The organism is Kluyvera sp. EC_51 (genome assembly GCF_019584505.1).
Classification (GTDB): domain Bacteria; phylum Pseudomonadota; class Gammaproteobacteria; order Enterobacterales; family Enterobacteriaceae; genus Kluyvera; species Kluyvera sichuanensis.
Map to the genome: position 1 here is coordinate 42,709 of NZ_VDAG01000081.1, position 25,063 is coordinate 67,771.

Consider the following 25,063-nt stretch of genomic DNA (forward strand, 5'->3'; position numbering starts at 1 on the left):
TCGGTGGCTTAGCGGTACAGCTTTTTGTCAGCGACGGGGATCAGCAGCGAGGACTGCCACTGCGCCAGCGTTTGCTGGGCCAGTTTCCCCAGAGCAATAAAGAACGGATGGCCCGCTTTTTCAATAAATTCAGCGAGGAAGCGCGGTGCCCACGGCAGGAGATGCCAGGCCAGCAGTTGATTACAGGCGTCATCACGGCCGTTTTCCAAAAGCCAGGCCGCCAGCATCAGCAGGGTGCCGAAGTGATCTTCCGGCTCGTTTTGCTCTACATCGAAAGCAATCTGGTTTTCACGCATCCACTGGCGCAGCGCCAGGGTAGAGTCGCCAAACAGCACGTTCTCACGATCCAGCCAGACGGATCCCCACGGTGGTGACGGCAGCGCTGATGGCCCGATAAACAGGCGTTGCCAGGCCTGAGGAAGCGATTCATCGCCTTGTGCAGCAAACCCAGCGGAAAGGGCATCGGCATGTTCAACGGCATACGGCCACTGCTCAAGCCACTCACCGTCGGTGAAAGCGGCAACCAGCGGCTCGGCGAGCGTGCTATTAGGTGCAAAATAGAACAGGGCACCCAGTACCCGGGCAGAGAACGCTAAGGCGTCGTTGTGCTGAACGTCATTCATTACTGCATTTCCTTATAGGGGCGCGGGAAAACTCCCGCGCCGATGATTTACCCGGCAATCGCCATGCCGACGGTCATATGCAGGCCATAGAACAGCCCGCGACCGATAAGTTCGCCAACCAGTACCAGTACTAACCCCAGCGCTAGCCCCACAGCGCGTGGCGGAACGCGGCGCAACAGTGGGCAGATCCAGCAGCCCAAACCTGCTGCCAGCAGGACGAAGCGCCACACCTGTAAGCGGCCCCAGTCCGGCAGCAGCGCGTTAGCCTGCTGAACCGAGCTGTGAATAAAGCCCAACTCTGAGGTTTGCAGCACCACGACCGCCAGGCTGAGCAAATAGCCCAGCACGCTGACCGCGGCGAAGAACTTACCGTTAAACGGCACTTTCGCCAGCTTCAGCAGCAGCGCGGCAAACAGCGGCCCGGTGAGCAAGACGGTCAGGAAGAACGAGGCCGTCGTATAACCATTATACCAGGTTGGCACGGTATCTATCTGATAAACACGCGTCATCGCCCAGACAAATAGCAACCCCAGCACCATGCCGAGCAGCAGCCAGACCCGTCCGAGCGCCGCAGGCATTTTCCCGAGAACTGACAGCAGCCACCAGAAACCGCCGACGGCAAAGAACACGGAGCCGCTGGCAATCTCATTACTCAACGCCGATGCCCCCACGCGGTTCAACGAATTGAACGCCCGCAGCGGCGAGCCAAGGTGCAGCACCGAGGCAAAGAATGCGATTCCCATGATAACCCAAAGGAAAAACATAGTGAGCACAATGCGGCGCTGCTCTGCCGGTTCATGGCGCGCTGCCAGCCAGCCTAGCCCAGTGACGATTGTCGCGCCTGCTACGCACTGCCCCAGCACGGTAAACAGCACCAGCGGCCATTCATGCCATCCGCTTCCCATCTTACACCTCCTTCGGATTGGCCAGATAGCCAGTGGTATCGCCGCACGGACGTGCATTGGCGTTGGGTTTAATCACAATGCTTGGCTTGGTGAAGTGCGCGGACGGCAGCGGCGCCACCGCCGCAAGCGTACCGTGCTTCTGCCGCAGTTCTTCGATAGGCCCAAAGTCCAGCGCACGCAGCGGGCAGGACTCCACGCAAATCGGCTTCTTGCCTTCCGCCACGCGCTCATGACAGCCGTCGCATTTGGTCATATGACCTTTAGCTTCGTTGTACTGCGGCGCACCATACGGGCAGGCCATATGGCAGTAACGGCAGCCGATGCAGACATCTTCGTTGACGACAACAAAGCCATCTTCGCGTTTGTGCATCGCGCCGCTAGGGCACACTTTGGTACAGGCCGGGTCTTCGCAGTGGTTACAGGCGATGGAGAGATAGTAAGCAAAGACGTTCTGATTCCAGACGCCGTTATCTTCCTGCCAGTCGCCGCCCGCGTATTCGTAAATACGGCGGAAGCTAACGTCCGGAGTTAAGTCTTTGTAATCTTTACAGGCCAGCTCGCAGGTTTTACAACCGGTGCAGCGGGCCGAGTCGATGAAAAATCCGTATTGGGTGCTCATGGGCTAATCCTTATACCTTCTCGATCTCAACCAGGTTGGTGTGCTGCGGGTTGCCTTTCGCCAGTGGAGAAGGGCGATGCGTGGTCAGCGTGTTGATGCAGGAACCGTGGTCAATCCGGTCGCCGTTCATCTCGGCGTCGTGCCAGGCGCCCTGGCCCATTGCGGACACGCCCGGCATAATGCGCGGCGTGACTTTCGCCGGAATTCGCAGCTCACCGCGGCCGTTAAACACGCGCACCATGTCGCCGTTCTGGATCCCGCGTTTCTGCGCATCCAGCGGGTTTAACCACACTTCCTGACGGCAGGCGGCTTTCAGCACATCAACGTTGCCGTAGCTTGAGTGGGTGCGAGCTTTAAAGTGGAAACCAAACAGCTGTAGCGGGAAAGTGCCGCGCAGCGGGTCGTCCCAGCCTTCAAAGGTGGAGGCGTAAACCGGCAGCGGGCTGATGGTTTCGTCTTTCTCAAGCTGCCATTTCGCAGCGATATCGGCCAGGCGGCTGGAGTAGATTTCAATTTTGCCCGACGGCGTTTTTAACGGATTGGCTTCTGGGTCTTTGCGGAAACTCTGGTAGGCGACAAAGTGCCCGTTCGGGTCTTTGCGCTTATAGATGCCCATCTTTTTGAGTTCATCATAGGTCGGTAAATCTGCGTCTTTGGCGCGCATTTTGGCGTACAGATACTGCAGCCATTGCTCCTGAGAACGTCCTTCTGTGAACTTCTGGTACACATCGTTGCCCAGACGTTTCGCCACTTCGCTTAAGATCCAGTAGATCGGCTTGCGTTCGAATTTTGGCGCGGTTGCCGGCTGAATAAAGATCAGGTAGCCCATATTCCCGGCGTAGTCGTTGGGAATAATGTCTTCCTGTTCAACGGTCATCAGGTCGGGCAGCAGGATATCGGCGTACTTCGCCGAGGCGGTCATAAAGTTCTCAATCACCACGATCATTTCGCATTTGCTGTCGTCCTGCAAAATCTCGTGGGTTTTATTGATATCTGAGTGCTGATTAATGATGGTATTGCCCGCATAGTTCCAGAAAAACTTGATAGGTACATCCAGTTTATCTTTGCCGCGCACGCCGTCGCGGGTGGCGGTCATCTCGGCGCCGTGGTCAATCGCATCGGTCCAGGTAAAGCAGGAGATGGCCGTTTTGACCGGGTTTTCCAGCACCGGGAAGCGCTCGATGGTGATGGTATAGGTCGATTCGCGCGCGCCGCTGTTACCGCCGTTAATACCGACATTACCGGTCAGAATCGGTAGCATGGCAATCGCACGGGCAGAGAGCTCGCCGTTTGCCTGACGCTGCGGCCCCCAGCCCTGGCAAATATAGGCCGGTTTAGCGCTGCCGATTTCACGTGCCAGCTTGATGATTCTGTCGGCAGGAATACCGGTAATGCTCGAAGCCCACTGCGGGGTTTTCGCCACGCCATCATCGCCCTGACCGAGAATGTATGCCTTGTAGTGACCGTTAGCCGGCGCGCCTTCCGGTAGGGTTTTCTCGTCGTAACCAACGCAGTACTTATCAAGGAATGACTGATCGACCAGATTCTCGTCAATCAGTACCCAGGCAATGCCGGCAACCAGTGCGGCATCGGTACCCGGACGAATCGGGATCCACTCATCTTCACGGCCTGCGGCGGTATCGGTATAGCGCGGATCGATAACGATCATGCGCGCATTTGAGCGTTCGCGAGCTTGTTCAAGATAATAGGTGATGCCGCCGCCGCTCATGCGAGTTTCTGCAGGGTTGTTGCCGAACATCACCACCAGTTTACTGTTTTCGATATCGGAAGTGCTGTTGCCGTCGTTGGTGCCGTAGGTATACGGCATGGCGCAGGCAATCTGGGCGGTGCTGTAGGTGCCATACTGGTTGAGTGAGCCGCCGTAGCAGTTCATCAGGCGCATTACGGCGGAGCCGGATGGTGAGGAGCGAGTGATATTGCCGCCGACGATGCCGGAAGAGTAATTAATGTAGACGGATTCGTTGCCGTAATCTTTCACTACGCGCTTGAGGTTACTGGCGATCGTGTCCAGCGCTTCATCCCAGCTAATGCGTTCGAATTTACCTTCGCCGCGTTTACCTACGCGCTTCATCGGATAGTTCAGACGATCGGGGTGGTTGATACGACGGCGAATAGAACGCCGCGCAGGCAGGCGCGTACCTGGTGATCGCCATAGATATCGTGGCCGGTATTGTCGGTTTCGACCCAATACACTTCATCGTCTTTCACATGCAGGCGCAGCGCGCAGCGACTGCCGCAGTTGACTGAACAGGCGCCCCAGGCCACTTTGTCTTCCGGCTGGCTGGCCTGTTGCACGGCGGCAGCCGTCGCGCGTAAAGAGAAGGGGAGCGAGAGACCGCCCGCTGCGAATGCTAAGGAGCCGATAGCCGACGATTTAATGAGGGTGCGTCGGCTTAGCCCCCCTGGCTTTTCCTGATCAGACATTGCTCACTCCATTATTTTTGTTTAATGATTCCAGCGTGAAATTAAAAACCTGCTAACAATGGAGAAGAATGATACCTGGTTGGTGGTATACAAGTATTAATCCCGGTCAAAACAGGAGGTCATCCTGATAGGGTATTTGCGTGGCGGTGTTTGCCAGGTGAAGAGGTCATGTGCATAATTGTTTTACAATATAAAAACAGTTTTGTTACGGTCTGCGGGTTCCCGCAGGCTGATTTTCTTACCGCTAATCCGTTACTTATGGAACCTACCCATGCAGGATATTGATTCGTCCGTTATTCCGATGCCCGCGATTGAGACGGTCACGGTTCCCTACAAAGGGTTAAATTTTTTGCGCCCCGAAATTTTGCTCGATTTTATCAGCGTGACGGACGGCAAAGTCCTCGCCGTAACGCCGGTTGCCGTGCTCTATTCCACCATTGGGGTACTGAGATCCGCTGAGTTGCGCAAAATTCCGGTGCTGGTATCCGGGCGCGTAGTGTATCCCATCAGTTCTCAGGCGCTGCCGTGCCTGCACTCGAAATTAACCATTAACACCACGTCGCAAAAGCTGCGTTTTCAGGGCGGACTGGATGCGCTTTCTGACGATCATTCGCTGCGTGACGGCGTGCTGATTGGGCTTGCGCTGGAATTTATCGTGGAGAAGAAGGGCTAAACGACACCGCCTCTCAAGAGAGGCGGTAGCGCATTACTGGGCGTTATCGGTGCGGGTGTAGAGAATTTTAAAGGTGTCATTTGCGCAGTGTCCGACGACCTGTGCCCCTTGCTGATCGGCCTGATCGTTAGGCACGATATCAAGAGTAAAGGCGCTTTCAGCGACGCCGTTTTGCGTGATTTTCTGCTGAATGTCGCTCCTGACACGTTCACAGGAATCAGGTACGGCGGCCAGCGCGGGCATAGCGCCTGCGAGCAGTAGTGCCAGTATCCAACGTGAAGACAGCATGATCGGCTCCTTTTCATAAGATTCGTGAAAAGTATAGCAGGGGGAGTGTAAGCGTTTGTCTTTGAATCTCATTTTCTGATGTTTCTTAGCAAGGGCGGTTAATTTTTGATTTCCGCCTGGCCAGACTATAAACAATTTTATATTGCTAATATAATTGAATAAATTCCCGAAACAGGATTGTGGCGTGAAGAAACTGATTTTACTGGCCTCGGCGCTTGCCGTGCTGAGTGGCTGCGATAACAAAAACGCGCCGGCCGCGTTCACCCCGGAAATGGCAAGTTTTTCTAACGAATTCGACTTCGACCCGCTGCGCGGTCCGGTGAAGGATTTCAGCCAGACGCTGCTTAACGAAAAAGGCGAGGTGGCAAAGCGGGTGAGCGCGCAACTGTCGCCGGAAGGCTGTTTCGACATGCTGGAGTTTCATGATATCGAGCAGGATTCTGGCGCACTGCTGGTATTGAACGCCAACTATTATCTTGACGGCGTTACCCACGAGAAACGCGTTCGGTTACAGGGAAAATGCCAGTTGGCTGAATTCCCTTCGGCGGGCGTGAAATGGGAAACCGACGACAATGGCTTTGTGGTCAAAGCGCTCGGTAAAGATAGCGAGGTGGATTACCGCTATGACAATGAAGGGTATCCGCTGGGCAAAGTGTCTACGTTAAAAGGGGTCACGCTGTCGGTTATCTCAACCCCATCGCAGGATTCGCGTAAAAAACTCGACTACACCGCCGTGAGTATGCTCAATAAACAGCCTGCGGGTAACGTTACGCAAAGCTGTGATTACGATCGCCACGATAATCCGGTGAGCTGCGAGTTAGAGGTGGTGGACCAGAGCGTTAAGCCGTCGGTGACGCAGCGCTACACCATCAAAAACACCATTGAGTATTACTGATGTGAATAGATAAGTGACAAAGAAAAGGGCGCTGAGAAGCGCCCTTTTTTGCTGTGATTAGCGAACAACGCGCCCGGTTGAGCGGTCAAGGCAGCGCAGGGTGTTGGGTTCCCAGTACGCGTTCACGTTGGTGCTTTTCAGGCAATTGTCGCGGGCATCAAAAGCAACGTCTGCTTTATCCCACTCTTTTTCAGCGCGTTTGTTCACTTTCTGGCGCAGCTGACGGGTGTCGTTCCATTGTTCTTTATCCATCACCGCGTTCTGGCGACTCTGTGCGCTATCGCCAGATTCAATAACCAGTTTGTTGGTTTCAGCAGAAGCGGAGGCGGTGTACACAATGGCACCCAGCGTCAGCATAGCCGTCAGGCAAAGGCGTTTGCTAAGTGTAATTTTCATCGGTGAGTTCCTTTAACGTGGTGAATACGATGACTCCTGAAAGCAGTCTACTACAACTCTGGCGACGGGCATACCCGCGAAAATCCCGTGGTCGAATCCGGTTGATTTTTGCGTATCATAGGGAAATTCGTATGTTGATGAAGATAAACGATGTTAAAAACTTCGCTGCTCTTTTTTGCTACCGCGCTGTGTGAAATTATCGGCTGCTATTTACCGTGGTTATGGTTGAAGCGGGGGGCGACGCCGCTGTTGCTGTTGCCGGCAGGGTTAGCGCTGGCCCTGTTTGTCTGGCTGCTTACGCTGCATCCCGCTGCCAGCGGCCGCGTTTATGCCGCCTATGGTGGGGTGTATATCTTTACTGCTCTGCTATGGCTACGTGTCGTTGAAGGTGAAAAGCTGACGATGTATGACTGGCTCGGTGCAGCCGTTGCTCTTTGCGGTATGCTGATTATCGTCGCCGGTTGGGGACGCGCCTGACGTCTGGCCCTAAAGGGCCATACCCCTTCTTTTTTCTTCGTATTTCTCGTCTTTTGAACTGAGCTTGTCCCCTCATTTTTGTGATCTTATCCGGTAAATTTTGATCTTTATACTTGTATGGTAGTTTGGTCGGGCGTAATTTCGCCTCACTAACCGATGAGATGTAAAGCTAAGGATTGAAGATGAAAATTGTGGGCGCTGAGGTTTTTGTAACCTGTCCTGGACGTAACTTTGTCACGCTGAAAATTACCACCGATAGCGGCTTAGTCGGCTATGGTGACGCAACGTTAAATGGTCGCGAGCTCTCCGTTGCTTCTTACCTGAAGGATCATTTGTGCCCGCAACTGGTGGGGCGCGATGCGCACCGCATCGAAGATATCTGGCAGTTCTTCTATAAAGGCGCTTACTGGCGTCGCGGCCCGGTGACGATGTCCGCCATCTCTGCGGTTGATATGGCGCTGTGGGATATTAAAGCTAAAGCCGCCAATATGCCGCTGTACCAGTTGCTGGGCGGCGCGTCCCGTGAGGGCGTGATGGTGTACTGCCACACTACCGGCCATACCATTGATGAAGTGCTGGAAGATTACGCGCGTCATAAAGAGATGGGCTTTAAGGCCATTCGCGTTCAGTGCGGCGTGCCGGGCATGAAAACGACCTACGGTATGTCTAAAGGCAAAGGGCTGGCCTACGAACCGGCCACCAAAGGGCAGTGGCCAGATGAACAACTGTGGTCCACCGAGAAATACCTCGATTTCACCCCAAAACTGTTTGATGCGGTACGTAATCAGTTCGGCTTTGACGAACATCTGCTGCACGATATGCATCACCGCCTGACCCCAATTGAAGCGGCCCGCTTTGGTAAGAGCATTGAACAGTACCGCCTGTTCTGGATGGAAGATCCAACCCCTGCGGAGAACCAGGAGTGCTTCCGCCTGATTCGCCAGCATACCGTTACCCCGATTGCGGTTGGCGAAGTGTTCAATAGCATCTGGGATTGTAAACAGCTGATTGAAGAGCAGCTGATTGACTATATCCGTACCACCATTACCCACGCGGGCGGCATTACCGGCATGCGCCGAATTGCTGACTTTGCCTCTCTTTATCAGGTGCGTACCGGCTCTCACGGCCCGTCAGACCTCTCTCCGGTCTGCATGGCCGCCGCGCTGCACTTCGACCTGTGGGTACCAAACTTCGGCGTTCAGGAATACATGGGCTACTCCGAGCAGATGCTGGAAGTCTTCCCGCATAACTGGACCTTCGATAATGGCTATATGCATCCAGGCGACAAACCGGGCTTAGGCATCGAGTTTGACGAAAAACTGGCGGCGAAATATCCGTACGACCCTGCCTATCTGCCGGTAGCTCGTCTGGAAGATGGCACGTTGTGGAACTGGTGATAAGGAACGCGAAATGAAAAGTATTGTGATTAAACAGCCTGAAGAACTGGTTATTGAAGAACGTCCATTGCCAGAACCTGGAGTGGGTGAAGTCCGCGTTAAAGTGAAAATAGCCGGTATCTGCGGCTCTGATAGCCATATTTATCGCGGCCATAACCCTTTTGCGCGCTATCCACGCGTTATCGGTCATGAGGTTTTTGGCGTGATTGATGCCGTTGGCGAAGGTGTCACCGATAAGCAGATGGGGGAGCGCGTTTGTGTTGATCCGGTGATCAGTTGCGGTCATTGCTACCCCTGTTCTGTAGGTAAACCTAACGTCTGCACTTCTCTGGTGGTACTCGGCGTCCATCGTGATGGTGGTTTCAGTGAATATGCCGTCGTCCCGGCGAAAAATGCCTGGAGCGTTGCGGATAATATTGCCGATCACCACGCCGTGATGGTTGAACCCTTTACGATTGCGGCAAACGTCACCGGTCAGGTGAATCCAACGGAAGCTGACGTAGCGTTGATTTATGGCGCGGGCCCGATGGGTTTAACCACCCTGCAGGCGTTGAAAGGCGTTTATCGCGTTAAGCAGGTCATCGTGGCTGACCGAATTAACGAACGACTGGCCATGGCAGAGCGCTGTGGTGCCGATTGGGTCATTAACAACGGTGAGAAACCGCTAGCGGAATGGCTCGATGAGAAGGGGATTAAACCGACGCTGATTGTCGATGCCGCATGTCATCCGACGATTTTGCAAGAAGCCATCACCCTGGCTTCGCCTGCAGCCCGTATTGTTCTGATGGGCTTCTCTAGCGATCCGTCGACCATTACTCAACAAGGTATCACCGGTAAGTAACTCTCCGTTTATTCTTCGCGACTTAATGCGAATAAATTCCCGGTGGTTCTGGAGTGGTTAGAAAAAGGGTTAATTGATCCTGACAAACTGATTACGCATTACTTTGACTATCACCATGTCGTTGATGCAATCGAATTATTTGAAAAGGATCAGAAATCCTGCTGCAAGGTCTTACTCACGTTTAACTAATAATAACGAGATCATGCGATTAAGCCGTACGCATCTTACCCGGAGATGATTGCAATGACGCAATTAACACATGAAAGAACGACATCTGATTTAGTGAGGGCCGCCGTATCCGGTTGGTTGGGGACTGCATTAGAGTTTATGGATTTTCAGCTCTATTCATTAGGTGCAGCGCTCGTTTTCCATGAAATATTTTTCCCTGAACAGTCTGCTGCAATGGCATTAATTCTGGCGATGGGGACCTACGGTGCCGGCTATATTGCACGTATTGTTGGAGCATTTATTTTTGGCAAAATGGGTGACAGCGTCGGGCGTAAAAAGGTGCTCTTTATTACCATCACCATGATGGGGATCTGTACCACGTTAATTGGTGTGTTACCGACCTATGCACAGATTGGTATTTTTGCGCCAATACTGTTGGTAACGCTACGTATTATTCAGGGATTGGGGGCCGGCGCAGAGATCTCTGGTGCGGGTACCATGCTGGCTGAATATGCTCCTAAAGGCAAACGTGGCCTGATTTCCTCTCTGGTGGCGATGGGGACCAACTGCGGTACGCTGACGGCGACGGCTATCTGGGCGGTAATGTTCTTCCTGCTTGACCGCGAAGAACTGGTCGCCTGGGGCTGGCGTATTCCGTTCCTGGCAAGCGTTGTGGTGATGATCTTCGCTATCTGGCTGCGTATGAACCTGAAAGAGAGCCCAGTGTTTGAAAAAGTGAGTGAAGGCGATGTTGTTGTCAGTGAATCTCCGGCGAATGACAATACCATCGGCGCGATGTTCCGTAGCAAATCCTTCTGGTTAGCCACGGGTCTGCGCTTTGGTCAGGCGGGTAATTCCGGCTTGATCCAGACCTTCCTGGCGGGATATCTGGTACAGACATTGCTGTTTGATAAAGGGATCCCAACGGATGCGCTGATGATCAGTTCCGTTATCGGTTTCCTGACCATTCCGCTGCTTGGTTGGCTATCCGATAAATATGGTCGCCGTCTGCCTTATATTTTGCTCTGTATTTCCGCCATTATTCTGGCGTATCCAATGGTGTCCATCATTGTCGATAAAACCTACAGCGCCAGCGTGATAATGATGTCTATCATTATTATCCATAACTTTGCAGTGTTGGGCCTGTTTGCACTGGAAAATATTACGATGGCTGAGATGTTCGGCTCGCGTAACCGCTTTACTCGTATGGCTATCTCGAAAGAGGCGGGTGGTCTGGTTGCCGTTGGTTTTGGACCCGTTTTGGCAGGGATCTTCTGCAATATGACCGGGTCGTGGTATCCGATTGTGATTATGCTGATTTGTTATTCGGTGATTGGTCTTATTGCAGCGTTGTTGATGCCAGAAGTTTGTGACCGTGACCTCAGCCTTGCTGAAGATGCTGCCGATCTTTCGGTGGCGAAAGAAAAGAACGCTAACCAGCAGTTTGCTTGATAGCGGTTATAGCAAAGCAAAGTCGTCTGAAAATCAGGCGACTTTTTTTGTGAGCCTGCTAGATAAATACATTATAGATACTTGTATGGTAGTTATTGTGGCGGTAAGTTCATCGGGGTAATCGTTAGCAATTAAGAAAGAAAATAACATCACGTTAAATGTTTTTTTAACTGATCGTTTTTTTATTTTCACTGAAATGAGCGATTAGCAGTGAATAAGTTTGCTACAGACATACATCAGAAAAATATATTCATATTATTAATAACCTCCAGGTGAGTGACATGAGAAAATGGACTATTTCTTCATCCAGGCTGGCGAAATTATGCTGTGCGATTCCCCTTTTAAGCGCTAGCGCGTGCTGGGGAGCTGAATCTCTGAATGTCAGTACTTCATTATCCCCTGACGACCCTATATATAAAGGTCTAAAGGATTTTAAAAAATCAGTAGAAGAGCGCAGCAAAGGTGACATTAAAATAAAATTATTTTCCAGCGGTCAACTCGGTGCAGATAATGAATTGCTACAGCATGCGCAGGCGGGTAGCAATGTTGGGGTAGTCGTGGATGGCGCCAGACTCGCCCAATTTGTTCCTGAAATGGCGATTATACCTGCACCGTTTGTTTTTAAAGACTATGCCACGCTAAAGACATTTATTAATAGTCCTGTTTTTGCGCAGTGGAATAATAAAATGGCCAGCGAGTCCGGGCTGACGGCGCTCTCGTTCAACTGGTATCAGGGGGCGCGTATGCTGGTAACGCAGAAACCTGTTGTGACGCCTGCCGATCTGAACGGCATACGCGTACGGGCGTTAGAAGCTCCAGTCACCATAGAAACGATTAAATGTATGGGGGGATCGCCAACGCCGCTTTCATGGTCAGAGATTTATTCCTCTATTCAGACTGGCGTTGTCGATGCGGCGGAAGCGCAACCAACGGCAGTATATGGATCTAAGCTTTATGAAATAACGAAAAATATCACTAAAACGAACCATATTCATCTGATGACCGGCATTGTGGTGTCACAAAAATGGTTATCAACGCTGAGCCCGGAAAACCAGGCCATTCTGAAAGAAGAGGCTGCAAAACATGGTGACCTGGCTTCCGAGAATACTATTGCGGCCGGAGAGACCATGTTGAAAGACATGGCAGATAAAGGTATGACCATCGCCACGGTGGATGTAAAACCTTTTATTGATAGTTGCCAGTACGTACCGGAAAAACTGGGTTTAAGCGAAGCGAAAAAACAGGTTGAAAGCGTAATCAACTAACCACGAACAGGCGGGGCAGTTGCCCTGCTTTTTTGTAGAGGTTTTTCTGTCGATGAAGATGCTAAGAGATTTTGAATTAGCCTGTGCAAGAATAGGCCTTGTCGCTATTGTTATTATTATTCTGATCGGCGGGTTAGGCCGCGCGATTGGGCACCCCGTTATTTGGTCATTGGAAATTGCGATGGTCATTTTTGCATGGATAAGTATGTTGGCAATAGATTATGCATTTCAGTTACGTCGACATATTGGTATTGATGCGTTGACCAATTTATTTCCCTCTAAAATGCAGAGGGCGTGTATTTGGTTTAATGAGATTCTGATACTGAGTTTCTTACTCTGTGGGGTCTGGTATGGTTTTAATTTTACCTGGGCTACGCACAACCAAATGCTCCCGGTAACAGAATTATCCCTTGCCTGGCTGAATAGTGCCGTTCCCACGGGATGTTTATTAATGGTTTTTTCTTCTTTAACTTTTTTGTTAAATGGTTGTTGCATTGAATTTCAACAGCATGATGATCAGGAGGAAATATGCTCTTAACAGTTATTCTGTTCGTCATACTGTTAGTTATTGGTATGCCGGTGGGGATGGTCATTGCTATTTCCAGCTTAAGCTTTTTCTTCACCGCCGATTTCCTCCCGATTGGCATCGCCTTTCAGAAATTTTCTGCACCGACGCAATCTTTTCCTATTCTGGCGACGCCGCTTTTTTTGCTGGTGGGTAATCTGCTCAATAAGTCTGGAGTTACAACACGCCTGTTAGATTTTGCCCGAATAATCTCAGGGTGGATGGTGGGGGGCCTTGCGCAAATTAACGTCCTATTAGCTTGCCTGCTGGGCGGTGTTTCCGGTTCAGCGACTGCCGATGCCGCGATGCAGGCGCGAGTGCTGGGGTTACCGATGATTGCCCGGGGTTATCCAAAAGCGTTTAGCGCCGTGGTTATTGCTTTTAGCTCGCTGATTACGGCAACAATACCGCCGAGCATTTTACTGATCCTGTATGGTTTTGTTGGCAACGTCTCTATCGGAAAACTGTTCATGGCTGGGATATTTCCGGGGTTACTGTTGACGGCTATTCTGATGGGTACCAATTATCTTTTAGCCAGAAAGATGAATATCAAGCCCGAAGTGGAAAGACTCCCTAATCGGCATGAAGTATGGTGTAGTTTCAAAGAGAGTTTTTGGGCGTTAATGTTCCCGGTGGTATTGATTGTCGTGATCCGTCTTGGCATTTTTACCACCACAGAAGCTGGCGCATTTATCGTGCTTTATTCGTTTATTATCGGTCGCTATGTCTATAAAGCGCTGGACAATGCCGTGCTTTGGGATGTTCTGAAGCAAACTATCAGCGATATTGGCGTTGTCATGTTGCTTATTATGTCTGCGGCTATCCTGGGACATATCACCATCCTGGATCAGATCCCTCAGCAACTCGCTGAAACTATCCTGCAGTTGACAGAGAATAGGTACGGCATCCTGTTCTTATTATTGGCGCTGATTGCCGTTGCAGGGATGTTGTTTGATGGTAGCGTGATCATTTTGCTGCTCACGCCAATTCTGTTGCCGATCGCCCTTGAAGCAGGTTTTGACCCCATTCACTTTGGTTTAATTTTTGTGGTACTGACGCTGCTGGGCGCAAACACGCCGCCGGTCGGAATCTGTATGTATACCGTCTGCGGTATCCTGAACTGCAGTTCGATTGCGTTTGTGAAGGCCTCGATTCCTTATCTGATCGCCTTCCTCCGGTTCATTTTTATGCTGGTTATCTTCCCCAGCATCACACTTTTTTTACCGACAGTCCTGATGTAAGGCGCCGTGTGACGACGTTGGACTGATCAACCTGTTCAAGCATCGATGTTGTCACACAGCTTAAAAATCATGTCATACCAATCGCCAATATATTAACGCAAATCAAAATCTCGCGTGATGGTCTCGTTAAACTAGTATGGCAATCAACATTCTCTACAGTGAGTCAAAAAGATGCAGAATAAGCTATTAACCGCTAAGGCAACTCTCCCAACCTACGATCGCAGCAAACTGGTGCCGCGCATTGTACACCTCGGTTTTGGTGCGTTTCACCGCGCCCATCAGGCTGTCTATGCCGATATTCTCGCCGCAGAACACGGCAGCGATTGGGGTTATACCGAAGTTAACCTGATCGGCGGTGAGCAGCAGATTGCCGACCTGAACAATCAGGACAATTTATACACCGTGGCAGAAATGTCCGCGGATGCATGGACTGCCCGCGTGGTGGGCGTCGTCAAAGAAGCGCTGCACGCGCAGGTTGATGGTCTGGAAACCGTTCTGGCGAAAATGTGCGAACCGCAGGTCGCTATCGTTTCTCTGACCATCACCGAGAAGGGCTACTGCCACTCTCCGGCAACCGGCCAACTGATGCTCGATCACCCATTTATCGTGGCTGACCTGCAGAACCCACATCAGCCAAAATCTGCGCCGGGCGTTATCGTCGAAGCGCTGGCTCGCCGTAAAGCCGCAGGCCTGCCGCCATTCAGCGTGATGTCCTGCGACAACATGCCGGAAAACGGCCATGTGATGCGTAATGTAGTATGTGCGTATGCACGTGCGGTTGATGCAGGTCTGGCTGACTGGATCGAATCTCACGTGACGTTCCCATCCACCATGGTTGACCGTATCGTTCCTGCCGTGACGCCAGAAACGCTGGATAAAATCGAACAGCTGACCGGCGTGCGCGATCCAGCAGGCGTTGCCTGTGAGCCGTTCCGTCAGTGGGTTATCGAAGATAACTTCGTCGCTGGCCGTCCGGAATGGGAAAAAGCGGGCGCTGAACTGGTAAGCGACGTTATCCCGTTTGAAGAGATGAAACTGCGCATGCTGAACGGCAGCCACTCCTTCCTGGCCTACCTGGGCTATCTGGCAGGCTATCAGCACATCAACGATTGCATGGGTGACGATAACTACCGCCGCGCTGCACACGCGTTGATGCTTAAAGAGCAGGCGCCAACCCTGAAGGTGCAAAACGTCGATCTGGCGCGCTATGCCGATCTGCTGATTGAACGTTACACCAACCCGGCGCTACGCCACCGTACCTGGCAGATTGCCATGGACGGTAGCCAGAAACTGCCTCAGCGTATGCTCGATTCTGTACGTTGGCATCTGGCGGATAACAGCAGCTTTACCCTGCTAGCACTGGGCGTTGCAGGCTGGATGCGCTACGTTGGCGGCGTGGATGAGCAGGGCAACGCGATTGAAGTTTGCGATCCGCTGCTGCCGGTTATCCAGGGCGTGGTACAGCAGAGCGAAGAGGGCGAAGCTCGCGTGAAAGCGCTGCTGGGCATTGAAGCTATCTTCGGTAAAGACCTGCCGCAGGAAGCGAAATTCGTTGAGCAGGTGACCGCAGCCTATCTGTCACTGCTGAGCAAAGGTGCGAAAGCGACCGTTGCCGAATTTGCCGCCTGATTTTATTGCATGACCATTAATGCCGCCGCTACGGGCGGCATTTTCTTTTATATCTGCCTTCATTACACTTCTTTAAAATAATTCAAGCCCCTTGAAATAATGGACGATTATTTTCACGCCGGAACTATCATTTTGGTGAATTAATGCTATCTGCATAGTCACAAATATGTCATGGTTATAGCGAAAGAATAATGGACACTCTGGAATAAGGAGCTCGGGCTATGTACAAAAAAATTCTGATGCCTGTAGATATTTTTGAAATGGACTTAAGTGATAAAGCGATTCGCCATGCCGTTTATCTGGCCGGTGAGGCGGGTGAAATTACGCTATTAAATGTATTACCTAACAGCAATCGCTCTATTTTACGCGGCTTCGCAGCGGATATTAAAAAGTTCGAAGATTTCATGCAGGCAGAATCAGTCAAGAAAATGAAAAACCTGCAGCGCCTCTTTGATATGCCTGCCGAGCGGCTGCATACCGACGTCCGGTTTGGCAATATCCGCGATGAAGTGATCGCGCTGAGCAAAACCGGGGAGTACGATGCGATAGTTATCGGCTCGCGCCAGCGAGGGATTACCACGCACCTTCTGGGCTCAAACGCCGAATCTATTCTGCGTTACGCCAATATACCGACAATGGTTATTCGATAAAAATAAGGCCTTCAGTAATGAAGGCCTTATTTCTTACTCTTCGCTAAACCAGTCGCTGTTTTCCTGACGAATTAACAACACTGATTCACCAATCTCCTGCAGGTGCAGGGTCATCGCTTTTTCCACCGCATCGGCATCGCGTTTTTCCAGCGCAGCGAATATTTCATGGTGCTGTTTTAATAACATCTCCGGCGAGGAGACATGATCAAGACTCATATAACGCACGCGGTCGATAGCGGCTTTAATATTCTCGATGGTATCCCAGGCCAACTGGCAATCTGCAATATTTGACAGAAGCTGGTGGAATTCGTCGTCGAGCAGGAAAAAATCGTTCAGCTGCTGGCGGTCAATGGCAATACGCTGCTGGTGCAGATTTTGCTCAAGCTGATAGCTTTGCGCATCGGTTATCATGGTGGCGGCCCGACGCGCTACCGCGCATTCGATAGCCTGACGAACAAAACACCCGTTACGAACCTGGGACAGTGAGATTTTATTCACGTAGCTGCCGCGCTGCGGGCGGATCTGGATCAGACCATTTTCGGCGAGTTTGATAAACGCTTCACGCACCGGCTGGCGAGAAACGTCAAACCGCAGCGACACCTCTTTTTCCGAAAGCGGGGTACCTGGCGGAATAAGGCAGTGCACGATATCGCGACGCAGAATGCGATAAATTTGCTGGTTGACGGGCTGTGTTGGGTTCAGTTGGGTTTCGGCGGCCATTGAGTCGTTCTTATCAGCTGATTAAGCTGCTATTTTACGCTTTTTTTGCCGCCGAGCCCAGACCCGACCGTGGGGCGGGTTGAGTTTAAATGCTAACTTTGGCGATGGACGCTCAGGCCAGCATAGGTCTGGCTGACTGGCATCATCTCGACGGTGTTAATATTGACGTGTTTCGGCAACGTCGCCACCCACCATACCGCTTCGGTCACGTCTTCCGGCGTCAGCGCGTTGGCATTCTCGTAGGTTTTACCGGCTTTGTTGTCATCACCTTTAAAGCGCACGTTGGAGAACTCTGTGCCACCAACCAGACCCGGTTCGATATCGGTCACGCGAACGGCGGTGCCGTGCAGATCGGTACGCAGGTTCAGGCTGAACTGACGCACGAATGCTTTGGTTGCGCCGTAAACGTTGCCGCCCGCATAAGGCCAGCTGCCAGCAGTGGAGCCGATATTAATCACGTGACCGCGGTTGCGCTCCACCATGCCAGGCAGTACCGCACGGGTCATATACACCAGACCTTTGTTGTTGGTGTCAATCATGTCTTCCCAATCCTCAACGCTTGCGCGGTGAGCCGGTTCCAGCCCCAGCGCCAAACCGGCGTTGTTGACCAGAATATCGATGTCACGCCATTCCGCGGGCAGATTAGCGATAGTCTCTTCAATTGCTGCGCGATTACGCACGTCCAACTGGACGGTCAGAATGCTGTCGCCTAACTCATCTTTCAGCGCTTTTAAGCGCTCATTGCGACGGCCAGTGGCAATGACTTTGTGCCCGTTAGCAATAAAACGGCGCGTAATGCTTTCGCCAAAACCTGCTGTCGCTCCGGTAACCAGTACGATCATCTCTCTGTTCCTTCAATGCGTTAGTGTTACCTTACGATAGCAGAACATCCGGTTATCAATCATCTGTTATGTGACGATGATGCCCTGATCTGGCATGCGCAGTATCAGAACTGGATAACCACTTTCCCAAAGTGCTGGCCGCCTTTCAGCGTTTGATAGGCGAGTTCGGCTTCTTCAAAGGTGAACACCTGGTCGATATAAGGCTTAATGCCGGAGCGAGCGACTTTTTCCAGTGTGGATACCGGCCCAACGTAGATACCCTGCAGCGTAATGCGCTTTTCCAGAATGCCGATATCAATCGTGCCATTGAAGCCGGAAAGCACGCCAATCAGCGAGATGCGGCCGCCAAAGCGTGTGGCCCTGGTGGTTAAATTCAGCGTGGCGGGCCCGGTCACGTCAACCGCAAGGTCTACGCCCTGGCCGTTAGTCAGTTTCAGCACCTCATCGGCCCATTCTGGCGTCTTTCTGTAGTTGATGGTTTCGTCGGCACCTAACTCGCGGGCACGGGCCAGTTTTTCATCAGAACTGGAGGTAATAATCACCCGGCAGCCTGCCAGTTTTGCCATTTGCAGGGCAAAGATGGATACGCCGCCGGTACCTTGAAGCAGTACCGTACTTCCTGGGGCAAGCGCACCGTGCTCAAACAGCGCAGACCAGGCGGTTACCGCAGCACAGGGTAGGGTAGCCGCTTCTTCAAAGGAGAGGCTGTCGGGAATGCGACAAATCCCGCTGGCAGAGACAATAAAATGTTCGGTTAATACGCCATCAACACCGGGACCACCTAATGAGGAGGCTTTCTTCGCCTCTGAATAGCTGCCGTCAATCCAGTCTGGCATAAAGCCAATGACGACGCGGTCACCCACCTTATAATCCGTCACGCCTTCGCCCACTTCGACAATCACACCGGCACCGTCAGAAACGGGAACGCTATCTTTAGCGTACTCGGTGACGATCAGGTCGCGGTAATTTAAGGAGACAGCTTTAATGGCAATGGCGACTTGTCCTGCGCCTGGTGCGCGGGCCGCGACGGTTTCAAGTTTCAGGGCTGGATTGGCATGACCGGTTAATTTATAACATTTCATATAGTGACCTTAATTAATTTGAGATTTATAAAACGACGCTAGAGTGTTAAAAGCCCTCAAGAACTATTTTTCCGATCATTCTTCCCGTTTCAATTTTTCTATGCGCCTTACGCAAGTTATCAGCGGTAATATTGCCATAGTGATCGCCTTGTGTAGTCTGAATAATCCCACCATCCACTAATTCACTAACACGCTTAAGTAATAAATGTTGGTTGATCATGTCTTTTGTTTCAAACATTGAACGGGCAAACATTGCTTCCCAGTGCAAGGATATACATTTGCCTTTCAACGGTACCGCATTAATACACTCGGGGTCGTCGACGATACCTAATTTCCCCTGCGGTGCGATGATCTTGATATATTCAGAATAGTGTTCGTCGGTATTCGTCAAGCTGGCTACATGGGTGACTTCGCTGATGCCGATACGGGCTAACTCTTCATCGAGCGGTTTCCTATGGTCGATGACCTCATGCGCGCCGGCCTTTCTTACCCATTCCTGACTTTCTGGCCGGGAAGCCGTGCCAATAACGGTCATTTTTGTTAATTGACGAGCCAGTTGCGTCAGCATGGAGCCCACGCCGCCTGCCGCGCCGACAACCAGCAAGGTATCCCCCTCGTTGCCGCCTTCAATAATGCCAAAACGGTCAAACAGCAGCTCCCATGCGGTAATGCTGGTTAACGGCATGGCAGCGGCAGCTGCGCGACTGATTGACATCGGCCGGTGAGCGACAATACGTTCATCGACCAACTGATATTCACTGTTGCTGCCCGGACGCGTTAATGCACCGGCGTACCAGACCTCATCACCGGGTTTAAACAACGTCACGTTTTCGCCGATAGATTTAACGATACCGACCGCATCCCAGCCTAATACGCGAGGCGTATCGGTATTATGCCAGGCGCGGACTTTAACATCGGCAGGATTAACAGCAATGGCCTTAACTTCAATTAAAAGATCTCGACCCGTAGCAATGGGTACGGGGATATCAATTTCAAGGAGATAATCAAGATTATCGTCTTTTGCGCCTGAACGCGTAATTGCTATTGATTTCATAAAACCTCGATGTTGATGTTATGGCTAATAACTGGCAACGTGCAAGTAATAAGTTAATAATGATTTCGCGACGAATGCGAAATAATGAAAATTATGATTGGCAAGATGGAAATATTATCCATTTCATAAATTGATAAATCTATTATACTGCCAGGTATTAACCTGACAAGTACGCACAATTTTGAGACTAAGTTACATGAATGATACCGATGAACTTTCGGACAGCAAAATGCCCCGGCAGCACAACACCCAGCGGACCGGATGTGCTGTTGAAATCACGCTGGGCGTTATTGGCGGGTTGTGGAAACCGATAATCCTTTTTCATCTGCTGGATGGGAAGCAGCGTTTTAATCAGCTGTGTAAGCTTATCGATACCGCCACACGTCGTATGATCACGCTACAGCTGCGTGAACTCGAGGCTGATGGCATCGTCAGCCGCACGGTATACGCGGAGGTTCCGCCGAGAGTGGAGTACGAACTCACCCCGCTGGGCGCTTCGCTAAAGCCCGTTTTACTGGCGATGCGCGATTGGGGGGATAATTTTCAATGTGAGCGGACGCAGCCTAAATGATTCGTTGTGAGCTGGCTAAGTGTTTTAGATAAGGGACAGGCGGAACAAAATATATTCTATACTATCAGTAACGGCGTTCGCTGGAGGCTCAACATGTACACTCCAATGGTTGCAGTCATGTTCGTCTTACTGGTAGCTCAGGCGCTTATCGAGATTGGTTTTTTGAAACCATAAGCTATTTTCGGCAATAAACGGCTGATAGCGATACGGTTGCATCAATCTCATGCGTACTTGCCAATATGCTTCTTGTCTCTGGGAGCAACCGGTGTCTGCGTCATTTTTATCGGCCTAGCGCCTCCCATCAAAGAAAAATCGCTCCTGCCGGGTAAAACCATTGCGGTCTATCAAGAGCTTGCTACTCTGGAACCCTGTTATTTTCAGGAACCCAGGATGTCGGCCATGAATCCATTTTTTGCCAGCAGTACGTTACCTTACCAGGCACCGCCGTTTGATGCGATTAACGATAGCCACTATCGCCCGGCCTTTGACGAAGCGCTAAAGCGCAAGCGTCAGGAGATTGCCGACATTGCCAATAACCCGGCTCCGGCAACCTTTGATAACACCGTCGTGGCGCTGGAAAAAAGCGGGGAGATGCTTTCTCGGGTCAACGCCGTTTTCTTTGCCATGGCGGCCTCCCACAGCAACGACACTATCCAGCAACTGGACGAAGCGTTCTCTGCTGAGCTGGCCGGGCTTGCCAACGATATTTATCTCAACGATGGGCTGTTTAGCCGTATCGAACACGTGTGGCAACAGCGTGATGGCCTCGGTCTGGAAGCAGAGGATCGCCGGCTGGTTGAGGTCATTTATCAGCGTTTCATTCAGGCCGGTGCAAGGCTGGGTGACGCGGAAAAGGCGGAGCTGAAAACCCTCAATACCGAAGCAGCAACCCTGAGCAGCCAATTCCACCAGTGTCTGCTGGGGGCGGCGAAAAGCGGCGGGCTGGTGGTAGAGAGCGTGGAAGAACTGGCTGGGTTTAGCGAAGATGAAATCGCCGTTGCCGCCGCCGCGGCGAACGATCGCGGTCTGGCGGGGCGCTGGCTTATTCCACTGGTGAACACCACCCAGCAGCCGGCGCTGGCTCAACTTCGTCAGCGTCAAACTCGTGAAAAGCTGTTTAAAGCCGCCTGGGCCCGCAACCAGATGGGCGATGCTAACGACACGCGGGAGAAATTGCTAAAGCTGGTGGCGATCCGCGCGCGTCAGGCAACGCTGCTGGGCTATAGCGACTACGCCAGCTGGAGTATGGCCGATCAAATGGCGAAAACGCCGAAAGCGGCCTTCGATTTTATGCGCGAGATTACTCCGGCGGCGCGGGCGCGGGCAGAAAGCGAGTTGGCGGATATTCAGACGCTTATCGATAGCGGATCGGCCTCATTTAAAGCCGAAGCCTGGGACTGGTTGTTCTATTCAGAACAGGTTCGCCGTGAAAAATATGCCATCGATGAAGCACAGATTAAGCCCTGGTTCGCCCTGGAACGCGTGCTGGTTGACGGCGTTTTCTGGTCTGCCAGCCAGCTGTTTGGGGTCACGTTTGTTGAACGTTTCGATCTGCCGGTTTATCACCCTGACGTGCGCGTCTGGGAGATTTTTGATGCTGATGGAGAAGGGATGGCGCTGTTTTACGGCGACTTCTTCGCCCGCGACAGCAAAAGCGGCGGGGCGTGGATGGACAACTTTGTGCCGCAATCTACCCTCAACGGTACGCGTCCGGTTATCTATAACGTCTGCAATTACCAGAAGCCGACCGCAGGTAAACGTGCGCTTATCTCCTGGGATGATGTGATTACCCTGTTCCACGAATTTGGCCACGCGTTGCACGGGCTGTTTGCTAGCCAGCGCTATGTCACGTTATCGGGGACCAATACGCCGCGCGATTTTGTTGAATTCCCGTCGCAAATCAATGAGCACTGGGCCAGCCATCCTGACGTCTTTGCCCACTATGCGCGTCACCATGAAACCGGTGAACCGATGCCGGAAGCGCTGCGGGAAAGTCTGTTCCGCGCCGCCAACTTCAACAAAGGCTACGACATGACGGAGTTGCTAAGCGCTGCGCTGCTGGACATGAACTGGCACAGCCTGAGCGCTGAATCGCTGCCGCAGGACGTGGAACAGTTTGAAACGGCGACGCTGGCGCGGGAAAAGTTGGATCTCTGCGCCGTGCCGCCGCGTTATCGCAGCAGCTATTTCTCGCATATTTTCGGCGGGGGCTATGCGGCCGGGTACTACGCCTATCTATGGACGCAAATGCTGGCAGATGATGGTTATCAATGGTTTGTTGAACAGGGCGGTTTGAATAGGGAAAACGGCCAGCGTTTCCGCGAGGCTATTTTGTCGCGCGGCAACAGCAGCGATTTAGAACAACTTTATCGCGCCTGGCGAGGACACGATCCGCTTATTACCCCAATGCTGAAAAACCGTGGGCTAAGTGAATAACCCGCTTAGTTAACGCATTTCTGGCGTGGTCTATTCACGCCAGAAACCACAAAAAATATAAAAAAAACCCGCACACAGGGCTGGCGGGTTAAGTACATCAATAAATAGAGCATTCTTGCTATCATTCCTGGAGGGAAGACAACGTTGCTAGTTTTACGTAATTGTAACAATTTAACAACCTGACATATTCGGTAGGGGATAAATCGCTGAAATACGCAGCAATGCGTCAGGTTCTCTCTTTACAAATGCGTTCACTTATTGAAGAAACTCGCCATTCGGGCTGCTATTATCACCGTGTAAATCGTTGAGTTAATGGATTTAATTTCGACAATCTGCCCGGAGGCAACCATGAAAGTATCCCAGCGTAAAGCGCGTCGCGAGTCCATCTGGTCTAATCGTCCTGAGCATCAGGACCTGCAGGAATCTCGTTCAGGCAGATTGTGGGCAGGCCGTCAGGCCAGCTGTCGGAGTAAAAAGGCGTGGAAAAATTATGCTTTGAATAATGCACTCGCCGTTTAGCTTTAGTTGAATATTGCGGTGGTAGGGTAGTGGTTAGCAACGATGGTCCAATCAGGAAGAGCGGACGATTGTAGAAACAAAAAATCTATCCATGCAAGCATTTATGCCGCCAGTTAACCTGGCGGTTTTTTTTATCCGTTAATCATTCCATCTTCCGCTAAAATAGGCAGTCAGGAAACCGGAAAACAGAATGAGCCCCACGGCAACCAGAAACACTTGCATATTATCCAGCATGATGACCTCCTCTTTTACGATTCTCACAATGAGCACCTAATTAGCCTACTGATTTAAACTTAGACTAACGCCGTAATTTGTGAATTAATTATTTGTTGCAGTAAATTTTTTTCTGTACGCCAGCGGACTTATTGCCAGATGTTGCTGAAAGCGTAAACGCAGATTTTTCGCATTGCCAAAACCGCTCAACTCCGCCACTTTTTCGACGCTGTCCCGACTGCTGGTCAGGCGATGTTGCGCCTGCTGCAAACGTTCATCGAGCAGCCAGCGGGCAGGCGTTTTTCCGGTGGCATCCTGAAAGCGGCGTAAAAAGGTCCGCTCGCTCATTCCCACCCGCTGCGCCAGTGAACTGACGCTATGGCTTTCCGCCAGATGTTGATAAAGAAAATCAAACAGCATGCCGAGGCGCTGGCTTTCCCGCGCCCGGGCAACGGGCTGTGCAACCTGTTGTTTCTGCGCGCCGTCGCGGTGGGGTTGGATGACCAGACGTCGAGCGACCAGGTTTGCCGCCTCGAGGCCGAAATCCTTTCGCACCACGTGCAGGCAAAGGTCGATCCCGGCCGCGCTGCCGGCTGAGGTGAATACGTGCTCCTGCGCGATATACAGCACATCTTCCACAACCTCGATCGCCGGGTAACGCTGCTGGAGCGTATCGACATAACGCCAGTGGGTCGTGGCGCGCTTACCGTCGAGCAGGCCCGCGGCAGCCAGCACGAAAACGCCGGAGCAGATGGAAATCACCCGGCAGCCGCGCTGATGCGCTTGTCTGAGCGCCTGACACAGCGCTGGCGGAACGTCGGCGTCGATACCGCGCCAGCCTGGCACCACGATAGTATCGGCGAGCTCCAGCAAGCTTAAATCCCCGTCCGCCATGACCCGTACGCCGCCGGTGGCCCGTAGCTCACCTTCGTCGACGGCGGCGACCGCAAAGCGATACCAGCCTTCGCCCATTTCGGGCCGGTGGAGGCCGAAAATCTCCACCGCGACGCCAAATTCAAAAGTGCAGAGACCGTCATAGGCTAACGCCACCACCAGCGGGGCGCACTTTGTCATGTTCTGGCTGTTTTCTGTCATTT

General features: G+C 51.9%; 23 protein-coding genes and 2 pseudogenes. 13 read left to right on the forward strand and 12 right to left on the reverse strand.

Annotated features, from left to right (window positions below; all coding sequences use genetic code 11):
• Window positions 1-8: 8 nt before the first annotated feature.
• From dmsD to ynfE, 4 genes and pseudogenes are all read right to left on the reverse strand, one after another.
• Window positions 9-623 carry a Tat proofreading chaperone DmsD gene (dmsD, locus tag FHC49_RS14415; protein WP_185669063.1) on the reverse strand — a complete coding sequence of 205 codons (615 nt, stop codon included), beginning with the start codon at window positions 621-623 and terminating at the stop codon, window positions 9-11.
• A 47-nt stretch (window positions 624-670) separates the two neighbouring features.
• Complete coding sequence (locus FHC49_RS14420; protein WP_220440143.1) at window positions 671-1,528, reverse strand: DmsC/YnfH family molybdoenzyme membrane anchor subunit; 858 nt, start codon at window positions 1,526-1,528, stop codon at window positions 671-673.
• A gap of 1 nt (window position 1,529) precedes the next feature.
• On the reverse strand, window positions 1,530-2,147 hold the full coding sequence (locus tag FHC49_RS14425; RefSeq protein ID WP_185669061.1) for a DMSO/selenate family reductase complex B subunit: 618 nt from the start codon (window positions 2,145-2,147) through the stop codon (window positions 1,530-1,532).
• Window positions 2,148-2,157: 10 nt separating this feature from the next.
• Window positions 2,158-4,592, reverse strand: a pseudogene (gene ynfE, locus FHC49_RS14430) (selenate/tellurate reductase subunit YnfE).
• A gap of 271 nt (window positions 4,593-4,863) precedes the next feature.
• Between ynfE and FHC49_RS14435 the strand changes: the two are divergent.
• Window positions 4,864-5,265 carry a dTDP-glucose pyrophosphorylase gene (locus FHC49_RS14435; RefSeq protein WP_185669060.1) on the forward strand — a complete coding sequence of 134 codons (402 nt, stop codon included), beginning with the start codon at window positions 4,864-4,866 and terminating at the stop codon, window positions 5,263-5,265.
• Between the two features lie 33 nt (window positions 5,266-5,298).
• On the opposite strand, the gene FHC49_RS14440 is transcribed toward FHC49_RS14435, so the two are convergent.
• Window positions 5,299-5,553 carry a DUF1161 domain-containing protein gene (locus FHC49_RS14440; RefSeq protein ID WP_185669059.1) on the reverse strand — a complete coding sequence of 85 codons (255 nt, stop codon included), beginning with the start codon at window positions 5,551-5,553 and terminating at the stop codon, window positions 5,299-5,301.
• A gap of 184 nt (window positions 5,554-5,737) precedes the next feature.
• Here FHC49_RS14440 and FHC49_RS14445 point away from each other — a divergent pair, with 184 nt between their 5' ends.
• Complete coding sequence (locus tag FHC49_RS14445) at window positions 5,738-6,448, forward strand: YnfC family lipoprotein (RefSeq protein WP_185669058.1); 711 nt, start codon at window positions 5,738-5,740, stop codon at window positions 6,446-6,448.
• A gap of 57 nt (window positions 6,449-6,505) precedes the next feature.
• Here the strand turns inward: FHC49_RS14445 and FHC49_RS14450 are convergent, their stop codons facing one another.
• Entirely contained in the window at window positions 6,506-6,844 is a 339-nt protein-coding gene (locus FHC49_RS14450; protein ID WP_220440144.1) for a DUF1283 family protein, read from the reverse strand.
• Between the two features lie 150 nt (window positions 6,845-6,994).
• Here FHC49_RS14450 and FHC49_RS14455 point away from each other — a divergent pair, with 150 nt between their 5' ends.
• From FHC49_RS14455 to FHC49_RS14495, 9 genes and pseudogenes are all read left to right on the forward strand, one after another.
• Window positions 6,995-7,321, forward strand: coding sequence for a YnfA family protein (locus tag FHC49_RS14455; RefSeq protein WP_185669056.1), 327 nt, complete (start codon window positions 6,995-6,997; stop codon window positions 7,319-7,321).
• Between the two features lie 182 nt (window positions 7,322-7,503).
• Window positions 7,504-8,718 (forward strand): starvation-sensing protein RspA, encoded by a 1,215-nt coding sequence (gene rspA / locus FHC49_RS14460; protein WP_185669055.1) that lies wholly within the window; start codon window positions 7,504-7,506, stop codon window positions 8,716-8,718.
• Between the two features lie 13 nt (window positions 8,719-8,731).
• Window positions 8,732-9,748 (forward strand): annotated as a pseudogene (locus FHC49_RS14465) (Zn-dependent oxidoreductase).
• A 54-nt stretch (window positions 9,749-9,802) separates the two neighbouring features.
• On the forward strand, window positions 9,803-11,179 hold the full coding sequence (locus FHC49_RS14470; RefSeq protein ID WP_185669053.1) for an MFS transporter: 1,377 nt from the start codon (window positions 9,803-9,805) through the stop codon (window positions 11,177-11,179).
• 281 nt (window positions 11,180-11,460) lie between these two features.
• Window positions 11,461-12,444 carry a C4-dicarboxylate TRAP transporter substrate-binding protein gene (locus FHC49_RS14475; protein ID WP_185669052.1) on the forward strand — a complete coding sequence of 328 codons (984 nt, stop codon included), beginning with the start codon at window positions 11,461-11,463 and terminating at the stop codon, window positions 12,442-12,444.
• A 52-nt stretch (window positions 12,445-12,496) separates the two neighbouring features.
• Window positions 12,497-12,982 (forward strand): TRAP transporter small permease, encoded by a 486-nt coding sequence (locus FHC49_RS14480; protein ID WP_220440145.1) that lies wholly within the window; start codon window positions 12,497-12,499, stop codon window positions 12,980-12,982.
• Entirely contained in the window at window positions 12,973-14,250 is a 1,278-nt protein-coding gene (locus tag FHC49_RS14485; RefSeq protein ID WP_220440146.1) for a TRAP transporter large permease, read from the forward strand. Before FHC49_RS14480 ends, FHC49_RS14485 begins: the two co-directional genes overlap by 10 nt.
• Window positions 14,251-14,421: 171 nt before the next feature.
• Window positions 14,422-15,879 (forward strand): mannitol dehydrogenase family protein, encoded by a 1,458-nt coding sequence (locus tag FHC49_RS14490; protein WP_220440147.1) that lies wholly within the window; start codon window positions 14,422-14,424, stop codon window positions 15,877-15,879.
• A gap of 221 nt (window positions 15,880-16,100) precedes the next feature.
• Window positions 16,101-16,529 carry a universal stress protein gene (locus FHC49_RS14495; protein WP_220440148.1) on the forward strand — a complete coding sequence of 143 codons (429 nt, stop codon included), beginning with the start codon at window positions 16,101-16,103 and terminating at the stop codon, window positions 16,527-16,529.
• Between the two features lie 33 nt (window positions 16,530-16,562).
• Here FHC49_RS14495 and FHC49_RS14500 read toward each other — a convergent pair whose 3' ends face one another.
• From FHC49_RS14500 to FHC49_RS14515, 4 genes are all read right to left on the reverse strand, one after another.
• Complete coding sequence (locus tag FHC49_RS14500; protein ID WP_185669047.1) at window positions 16,563-17,249, reverse strand: GntR family transcriptional regulator; 687 nt, start codon at window positions 17,247-17,249, stop codon at window positions 16,563-16,565.
• A gap of 92 nt (window positions 17,250-17,341) precedes the next feature.
• A complete protein-coding gene (ydfG, locus tag FHC49_RS14505) occupies window positions 17,342-18,091 on the reverse strand; it encodes a bifunctional NADP-dependent 3-hydroxy acid dehydrogenase/3-hydroxypropionate dehydrogenase YdfG (protein WP_220440149.1) in 750 nt (249 codons plus the stop codon).
• Between the two features lie 104 nt (window positions 18,092-18,195).
• On the reverse strand, window positions 18,196-19,173 hold the full coding sequence (locus FHC49_RS14510; RefSeq protein WP_220440150.1) for an NAD(P)-dependent alcohol dehydrogenase: 978 nt from the start codon (window positions 19,171-19,173) through the stop codon (window positions 18,196-18,198).
• 46 nt (window positions 19,174-19,219) lie between these two features.
• The gene (locus FHC49_RS14515) at window positions 19,220-20,227 is read right to left on the reverse strand and encodes a zinc-binding alcohol dehydrogenase family protein (RefSeq protein WP_220440151.1); all 1,008 of its coding nucleotides are present in this window, start codon (window positions 20,225-20,227) and stop codon (window positions 19,220-19,222) included.
• A 196-nt stretch (window positions 20,228-20,423) separates the two neighbouring features.
• On the opposite strand from FHC49_RS14515, the gene FHC49_RS14520 reads away from it, so the two are divergent.
• Together FHC49_RS14520 and dcp are read left to right on the forward strand one after the other, a co-directional pair.
• Complete coding sequence (locus FHC49_RS14520) at window positions 20,424-20,798, forward strand: winged helix-turn-helix transcriptional regulator (RefSeq protein WP_370631767.1); 375 nt, start codon at window positions 20,424-20,426, stop codon at window positions 20,796-20,798.
• A gap of 390 nt (window positions 20,799-21,188) precedes the next feature.
• On the forward strand, window positions 21,189-23,234 hold the full coding sequence (gene dcp, locus FHC49_RS14525) for a peptidyl-dipeptidase Dcp (RefSeq protein ID WP_220440152.1): 2,046 nt from the start codon (window positions 21,189-21,191) through the stop codon (window positions 23,232-23,234).
• A gap of 657 nt (window positions 23,235-23,891) precedes the next feature.
• Here dcp and mgtS read toward each other — a convergent pair.
• Together mgtS and ftrA are read right to left on the reverse strand one after the other, a co-directional pair.
• On the reverse strand, window positions 23,892-23,987 hold the full coding sequence (gene mgtS, locus FHC49_RS14530) for a protein MgtS (protein ID WP_185669042.1): 96 nt from the start codon (window positions 23,985-23,987) through the stop codon (window positions 23,892-23,894).
• 84 nt (window positions 23,988-24,071) lie between these two features.
• A complete protein-coding gene (gene ftrA, locus FHC49_RS14535; protein ID WP_220440188.1) occupies window positions 24,072-25,061 on the reverse strand; it encodes a transcriptional regulator FtrA in 990 nt (329 codons plus the stop codon).
• Window positions 25,062-25,063: the final 2 nt, after the last annotated feature.